The organism is Streptomyces hazeniae (genome assembly GCF_031845485.1).
GTDB lineage: Bacteria > Actinomycetota > Actinomycetes > Streptomycetales > Streptomycetaceae > Streptomyces > Streptomyces hazeniae.
The window spans coordinates 1-7,295 of record NZ_JAVREQ010000050.1; the positions used below are offsets into that span (position 1 = coordinate 1).

General features: G+C 71.8%; 5 protein-coding genes. 2 read left to right on the forward strand and 3 right to left on the reverse strand.

Annotated features, from left to right (window positions below):
- Positions 1-437: 437 nt before the first annotated feature.
- The gene (locus RM572_RS28375; protein WP_311676242.1) at positions 438-977 is read right to left on the reverse strand and encodes a MarR family winged helix-turn-helix transcriptional regulator; all 540 of its coding nucleotides are present in this window, start codon (positions 975-977) and stop codon (positions 438-440) included.
- Between the two features lie 188 nt (positions 978-1,165).
- Between RM572_RS28375 and RM572_RS28380 the strand changes: the two genes are divergently transcribed.
- Positions 1,166-2,539 (forward strand): MFS transporter, encoded by a 1,374-nt coding sequence (locus RM572_RS28380; RefSeq protein ID WP_311676243.1) that lies wholly within the window; start codon positions 1,166-1,168, stop codon positions 2,537-2,539.
- 39 nt (positions 2,540-2,578) lie between these two features.
- On the opposite strand, the gene RM572_RS28385 is transcribed toward RM572_RS28380, so the two are convergent.
- Positions 2,579-4,369: an ATP-binding SpoIIE family protein phosphatase gene (locus tag RM572_RS28385; RefSeq protein WP_311676244.1), complete on the reverse strand. Its 1,791-nt coding sequence runs from the start codon at positions 4,367-4,369 to the stop codon at positions 2,579-2,581.
- A 209-nt stretch (positions 4,370-4,578) separates the two neighbouring features.
- Complete coding sequence (locus tag RM572_RS28390) at positions 4,579-5,982, reverse strand: NAD(P)/FAD-dependent oxidoreductase (RefSeq protein ID WP_311676245.1); 1,404 nt, start codon at positions 5,980-5,982, stop codon at positions 4,579-4,581.
- 339 nt (positions 5,983-6,321) lie between these two features.
- On the opposite strand from RM572_RS28390, the gene RM572_RS28395 reads away from it, so the two are divergent.
- On the forward strand, positions 6,322-7,083 hold the full coding sequence (locus tag RM572_RS28395) for a TetR/AcrR family transcriptional regulator (protein WP_311676246.1): 762 nt from the start codon (positions 6,322-6,324) through the stop codon (positions 7,081-7,083).
- Positions 7,084-7,295 lie beyond the last annotated feature (212 nt).

Here is a 7,295-nt window from a genome sequence, read left to right on the forward strand (position 1 = left end):
CCACAAACAGGGGGACGGGGTATCAACATATCTGGCGTTGACTTTTGGCACGCTGTTGAGTTCTCAAGGAACGGACGCTTCCATCGGAACCCTTTCACAGGCTCCTCCGGGCGCTTCCCTTCGGTGTTTCCGACTCTATCAGATCTTCTTTCCCGATCTGACCCCCTGTCGGCGGGGTACTGCTGGGTCCTGCTTTTCCGCCTTGCGGCGTGTCCACCACGTTAGAGGATTTACCCGCCGGCTCCAAATCGAGCCTTTCGAAAGAAATTCCGGCATGCCGAAATCACTCCCGATGGGAGATCGCACTGAGTAGTGGGTGCCGTCATACGACGGCGGAATCGGCCGCCCGGAGGACCAGGGGTCCCCGTGGCAACCCGATGAACATTACGCATCCGGGTGGTCCGTGTCAAACGCCCTCGGCGGGGCGCGTGCGCGCTTCAGTCCAGGTCGGTCAGGCGGCCGCTCGCGTCGGGCTGTGCCTCCTCGACCCGGCGCAACAGACGGGTCAGGAGCTCGCCGAGCACGGCGCGTTCGGCAGGGGAGAGGTCCTGGAGCAGTTCCTCCTCGAAGACGGAGGCGCTGCGCATGACCTCCAGCCACTTCTCCCGGCCCAGGTCGGTCAGGCCGATGATCACGCGGGTGCGGTTCTCCTCGTCGCGCTCACGCGTGACGAGGCCGGCGGTGAGCATGCGGTCGATGCGGTGGGTCATGGCCGCCGCGGTGAGGCCGAGGCGTTTGGCGATCGTGCCGGGCCAGAGCTGGTAGGGGTCGCCGGCCATGACCAGCTCCTTGAGCACCTCCCACTCGGCGCTGCCCAGCCCGAGGGTGCCGAGCTGCCGCCCGTAAGCGACGCTCATGCGCCGGTCCAGCCGGGAGAGCGCGTTGACCACCTTCTCCACCTGGGGGTCGAGGTCGCGGAACTCGCGCTGGTAGATGGCGATCTGCTCGTCGAGGGGCGGCTGACTGTCCGGCGGCATGGTGTCGAGTATCGCACGAAACCGATTAGCGTCGAAGACCTGCGACGTATAGTGTTTAGCTTCGAACTTTAGCTCTGAAGTATTCGTTCTCGAAGCCCACCCGCACCTCCGGGAGCCGCACGCGTCCTTCGTGTCGCGGTCGTGTCCCCGCTGCGGGCACGGGCTTCGACCTGCCTGGGAAGGTGAGTGTGACTCTCGAGAAGGGCGCGAACCTGCGCCGCATCCAGCTCGGCAACGCATTGTCGGCGTTCGGCAGCGGCTTCACCGTGCCGTACCTGTTCCTCTATGTGGCTCAGGTACGCGCGCTCGGTTCCGGTACGGCCGGCGCCGTGCTCGCCGCCTTCGCCGCCGCTGCGCTGCTGGTACTGCCCCTGGTGGGGCGGGTCATCGACCAGCGCGGGCCGCTGCCGGTGGCGCTGGCCGGCGTGGGCGCGACCTCCGTGGGTGCGCTCGGGGTGGGTGTGTCCGACACCGCGCCGTCCGTCCTGGCCGCCGCGGCGCTGATGGGCGGTGGCATCGCCGTCATCCAGCCCGCGCTGGCGACCATGATCGTCTGGTCTTCGACCACGGCCACCCGGTCGCGGGCCTTCGCGACCCAGTTCCTCCTGCTCAATCTGGGCCTGGGGCTCGGAGGGCTGCTGGGCGGGCAGATCGTCGACGAGCACCAGCCCTCGTCGTTCACCCTGCTGTTCTCGATCGAGGCCGTGATGTACCTGGTGCTCGGCGGCGTGCTGCGAACCGTGCGGCTGCCGAAGCCGGGCGGTGCCACGTCGGGAGTGTCCACCTCGGGGATGTCCACCACGGAGGCGGACCGGCCCGGCGGGGGGTGGCGGCAGATGCTGTCGCACCGGGCGATGCTGCTGCTCTGCGTCATGGGCTTCGTGCTCTTCTTCACCTGCTACGGGCAGTTCGAGTCCGGCCTGGCCGCGTACGCGGTCGAGGTCACCGGCATCTCGACGTCCACCCTGGGCGTCGCGCTCTTCGCCAACACCTCGGTCATCGTGGTCGCCCAGTTCGTCGTGCTGCGGCTGGCCGAGGGCCGGCGCCGCAGCCGGATCGTCGCCCTGGTCGGTCTGGTGTGGACGGTGGCCTGGCTGGCGGCCGGCGTCTCCGGCCTCGTGCCGTCGGGCCAGGCGGTGGCGACCGCGCTGCTGATCTCCACCTACGCGCTGTTCGGGCTCGGCGAGGCGATGCTGTCCCCCACCGTCGCTCCGCTGGTCGCGGACCTGGCGCCGCAGCGCATGGTCGGGCAGTACAACTCGGCGTTCGCCCTGGTGAAACAACTCGGTGTGGCGGTCGGTCCGGCCGTCGGCGGCCTCATGGCCGCGCGGGGCCTGCACGCCGCGTACATCGTGATGCTGGTGCTCTGCTCGCTGGGCATCTCCGTGCTGGCCCTGTGGATGGGGCGGCACCTCACCGCGGAGCAGGACAACCCGTCGGTGTCCGGCGGCTCGCGGATCGTCCGCAAGGGCGGCCCTTCCGTGCAGCGGGGGGCGGACACGACGGAGGGACACGCGACGCCCCCGGCCGGCGCGCCCGCAGTGGTGCACACCGCGAGCTGACCCGGCCGCATCCGGGGCGGGGGCGCGCCGCGCGTACGGTCAGCTGCCCGCGGGCAGGGCGAATTCGCACCAGACGGCCTTGCCCCCGCCCTGGGTGCGCCGCGACCCCCACGACGAGGCGACCGTGGCGACGATGGAGATGCCGCGTCCCGCCTCGTCCACCGGGTCGGCGCGGCGGCGCCTCGGCAGATGGTCGTCCCCGTCCGTGACCTCCACGATGAGCCGCCGGTCGGTGCGCCGCAGCCGGAGCCGCATCGGCGGGGTGCCGTGCTGGAGGGAGTTGGCGACGAGTTCGCTCGCGGCCAGCACTCCCAGGTCCTGCACCTCGGTGGAGAACCGCCAGGAACTCAGCACGCCTGACGCGAACGCGCGGGCCCGCGGCGCGGCTTCCGTACCGCCGAGCAGGTCGAGGGAGGCGCCGCGGAAGAGCTCCGCGTCGTGCCCGGGGCGTTCGGGGTGCTGGAGGACCAGCACGGCGACGTCGTCGTCGTGTTCGGCGGTGATGCGCAGGGCGCGCAGCATCCGGTCGCACACCACCTGCGGGGGCCCGGTGGCGCCGGCGAAGGCCCGCTCGAGCACGGCGAGCCCTTCGTCGATGTCCGCGTCGCGGCGTTCGACCAGGCCGTCGGTGTAGAGCAGGGCCGTGGCACCCTCTTCGAGCGCGAGCGAGCCGGAGGTGTGCAGCCAGCCGCCGGTGCCCAGCGGCGGCCCGGTGGGGTCGCTGGCGGACTGCACCGAGCCGTCGGCCGCGCGGACCAGTATCGGGAGGTGTCCGGCGGAGGCGTAGTGCAGCCGGCCCTCGCTGGGGTCGTGCACGGCGTAGACGCAGGTCGCGATCTGGCTGGCGTCGATCTCGGAGGCCAGGCCGTCGAGCAGCTGCAGCACCTCGTGCGGCGGCAGGTCCAGCCGCGCGTAGGCCCGTACGGCCGTGCGGAGCTGGCCCATGACGGCGGCGGCTCGTACGCCCCGCCCCATCACGTCGCCGATGACGACGGCCGTCCGGCCCGCGCCGAGGGTGATGACGTCGTACCAGTCGCCGCCGACGGCGGCGTCCGTCCCGCCCGGCTGGTAGGTGGCGGCGACGCGGAGTTCGTCGGGCTGTTCCAGTTCCTGCGGGAGCAGGCTGCGTTGCAGGGTGACGGCGGCCTCGCGCTGCCGCCGTTCGCTGCTGCGGACCCGCTCGGCCGACTCCACCTGGTCGGTGACGTCGGCGGCGAAGATGAGCACGCCGCCGCCGTCGGCCGCGGGGATGGGCGTGCAGGTGAAGGTGTAGTACGCGGTGCTGCGCGGGCCGTGCGCGGGCGCCACGCGGCGGGACTTCACCGTGCGAGGGCGGCCGCTGCGCAGGACCTGGTCCATCAGCGGCAGGAGTCCGAGCTCGTCGAGTTCGGGCAGGGCGGTGCGGGCGGGTTCGCCGCCGCTGCGCGGGCCGAACACCTCGGCATAGGCGTCGTTGACGTAGGCGACGCGGTGGTCCGGACCGTGCACCACGGCCACCAGTGCCGGGACCTGCCCGAGAAGGTCGTGCACGGTGAGCGCCTCGATCGCGCCGGGCAGCTCGGGGTCCGCGCCGTCCGGCCCGCCCCGCCGACTGCGCCCGGCCCGGGCCTGCTTGGGGCGGTGGCGCTCTCCCCGGCCCGTGTCACCGCCCCGTGGTTCGCCGTGGCCGGCGTCGGTGCGGCCGGATTCGCCGCGGGCGGCCGGGACCGTGCCGGAGACGCCGGTCTGCGAGCCGGACGGCTGCCGCACTTTCGTGCCCTTGGCGGCCTGCGCGGCGGCGGTGCGCCGCTGGGTGCCGGGCAGTCGGGCGCTCCAGCGCGTGAAGTTCACGTCGTCCGAATCCTCGCATGTGTCCTGAGCGTCGCCGCGTCGCGCGGTGAGCGCCGGTGTCGTCGTTCTTGCAGCGGCCGACGTGTCGTCACTGTGTGCCGGTGCCGCCTTCACCCATGGTCACACGTCCAGTGTGACCCACCGCACTGACACCCCTGGCGGGCGCGGACGGGCGGCTCGTTCCCGCCGTGGCGCCGGGTGCGGACCGTTCAGCTCGCCTCGGGGTGGCGGCCCGTGCCTGCCGCCAGTTCGAACTCCGCCCTGGGATGTTCGAGTGAACCGAGCGAGACGATCTCCCTCTTGAAGAGACCGGAAAGCGTCCACTCGGCGAGCACCCGGGCCTTCCGGTTGAAGGTCGGGACGCGGCTCAGGTGGTACGCGCGGTGCATGAACCAGGCAGGGTAGCCCTTCAGCTTGCGTCCGTACACATGGGCGACTCCCTTGTGCAGACCGAGGGAGGCGACCGAACCCGCGTACGCGTGGCGGTAGTCGGCGACCTCACCGCCGTTGAGGACGGCCGCGACGTTGTCGGCGAGTACCCGGGCCTGGCGTACGGCGTGCTGGGCGTTGGGGGCGCACTCGGGCTTCCGCTCGGAGCCGTCGGCGTTGCGGCCGCCGCCGTTGCCGTTGCCGTTGCGTTCGGCGGCCAGGTCGGGGACGGCGGCGGCGTCGCCGGCCGCCCAGACGTGGTCGGTTCCGTCGACGCGGAGCTGCGCCGTGCAGCGCAGCCGCCCGCGGTCGTTGAGGGGCAGCCCGGTGGCGGCGAGGATGGGGTGCGGCTTGACGCCGGCGGTCCACACGAGCGTGCGGGAGGGGTGGCGGGAGCCGTCGCTGAGCACCGCGACGCGCTTCTCGCACGTCTCCAGGCGCGTCTCCAGGCGCACGTCGATGTTCCGGGCGCGCAGCTCGCGCAGGGCGTACCGGCCCATGTCCTCGCCCACTTCCGGAAGGATCCGGTCGCTGGCCTCGACCAGCAGGAACCGCAGGTCCTCGGGCTTGAGGTTGTGGTAGTAGCGGCAGGCGTAGCGGGCCATGTCCTCCAGTTCGGCGAGTGCCTCGACGCCCGCGTAGCCGCCGCCGACGAACACGAAGGTGAGCGCGGCGTCGCGCACGTCCGGGTCGCGCGTGGAGGAGGCGATGTCGAGCTGTTCCAGGACGTGGTTGCGCAGCCCGATGGCCTCTTCGACGTTCTTGAAGCCGATGCCGTGTTCCGCCAGGCCGGGCACGGGGAGGGTGCGGGACACGGATCCGGGTGCGAGGACGAGTTCGGTCCAGGTCACCTCGAGCGGGCCGGAGCCTTCCTCGGCGGTGGCGAGGGTCTCCACGGTGGCGACGCGTGCCTCGGGGTCGATCGTCCTGACCTCGCCGACGACGACCTGGCAGTCGGGCAGGGTGCGGCGCAGCGGTACGACGACGTGCCGCGGCGAGATGGAGCCGGCCGCCGCTTCGGGAAGGAAGGGCTGGTACGTCATGTACGGCTCGGGGTCGACCACCACGATCTGGACGTCGCCCTTCCGGAGCTGCTGCCTGAGTTTCCGTTGCAGGCGCAGCGCGGTGTACATGCCGACGTATCCGCCGCCGACGACGAGAATGCGCTCAGGTTCGTTCGTCACTCGTCCATGACGCACCCCGAGCGCCGTGTTTGTCCACAGGTCCGCGCGGATTGTGTGACAGATGGAGGCAGAAGTTCCGTTTGCTTGCCGCATTCGGGTGATGCGGGTTCTCCACAGCTCAGAGGCGATATTCGATGATCGTCCGGAAGGTGCGGGGAGGGTGGTGAACGCGCCGGACGGGGTGGTGAAAGCGGCGCACGAAAATTGCCCCTTCTCTCTTGACGTGGGCTCAACTATGTTCGTAAGCGGACGGGGGCGGCTTCCAGTGCGTTGTCCGTACGCACGACCACACATGGGGCGGGGGTCTCCGGGGGGAGACACCATCACCGGGGGAAATACATGAGTTTTCAGGGGATTCAGGGCTCTTCTTCACGTTCCGCTCCGCTGCGGGTGGACGCCCAGCGCAATCTGGAGCACGTGCTGCGGGCGGCGCGTGAGGTCTTCGGCGAGCTGGGGTACGGCGCGCCGATGGAGGACGTGGCCCGCCGGGCGCGCGTCGGGGTGGGGACGGTCTACCGCCGGTTCCCCAGCAAGGAGGTGCTGGTCCGGCGGATAGCCGAGGAGGAGACGGCACGGCTGACGGAGCAGGCGCAGACGGCTCTGGGGCAGGAGGACGAGCCCTGGTCGGCGCTCGCCCGCTTCCTGCGGACATCGGCGGCTTCGGGAGCGGGGCGGCTGCTGCCGCCCCGCATACTGCGCGCCGGTGCCGCGCGCGACGCCGCGGAGGGACGGGCCCTGGTGCCGTCCCCGCGCGAGGCCCCGGAGCACGGCGGCGGCAGGGCGGGGCGGTCCGGGCAACCGGACCTGCGGCTGGTCGAGCGGGTCCCTGCGGGGGGCGCCCCCGCCGGCGGCGAGGAGGCCGGACCCGACGGGTTCGGCCCGGACGAGACCGACCCGCTGGGTATGGAACTCCTCGACGTCGTCGGACAGCTGGTCGAACGCGCCCGCGCCACGGGCGGGCTGCGCGAGGACGTCTCCGTCGGCGACGTGCTGCTGGTGATAGCCACGGCGGCGCCCACCCTGCCGGATCCCGCGCAGCAGACCGCCGCCTCGGCCCGGCTGCTGGACATCCTGCTGGACGGGCTACGCGCCCGCGACTGACGTCGAACACTCCCCGGAAGGGTGAACGGCCCTTTCCCTGGCCCTACTCGGGGGCCTCCGCTGTGGCACGCTGTGCCGGATCACCGGAGTTCGCGCGGCAGCAGCCGGTTCGGGGGCGTGCGGGATGGGCGTTGAGGGCGACGGGCAGCCGTCGGACGGCGAGGTGCGCCGGGACGGGACGGGCGAGTCCACGGTCCCGCCCGTGCCCGGGC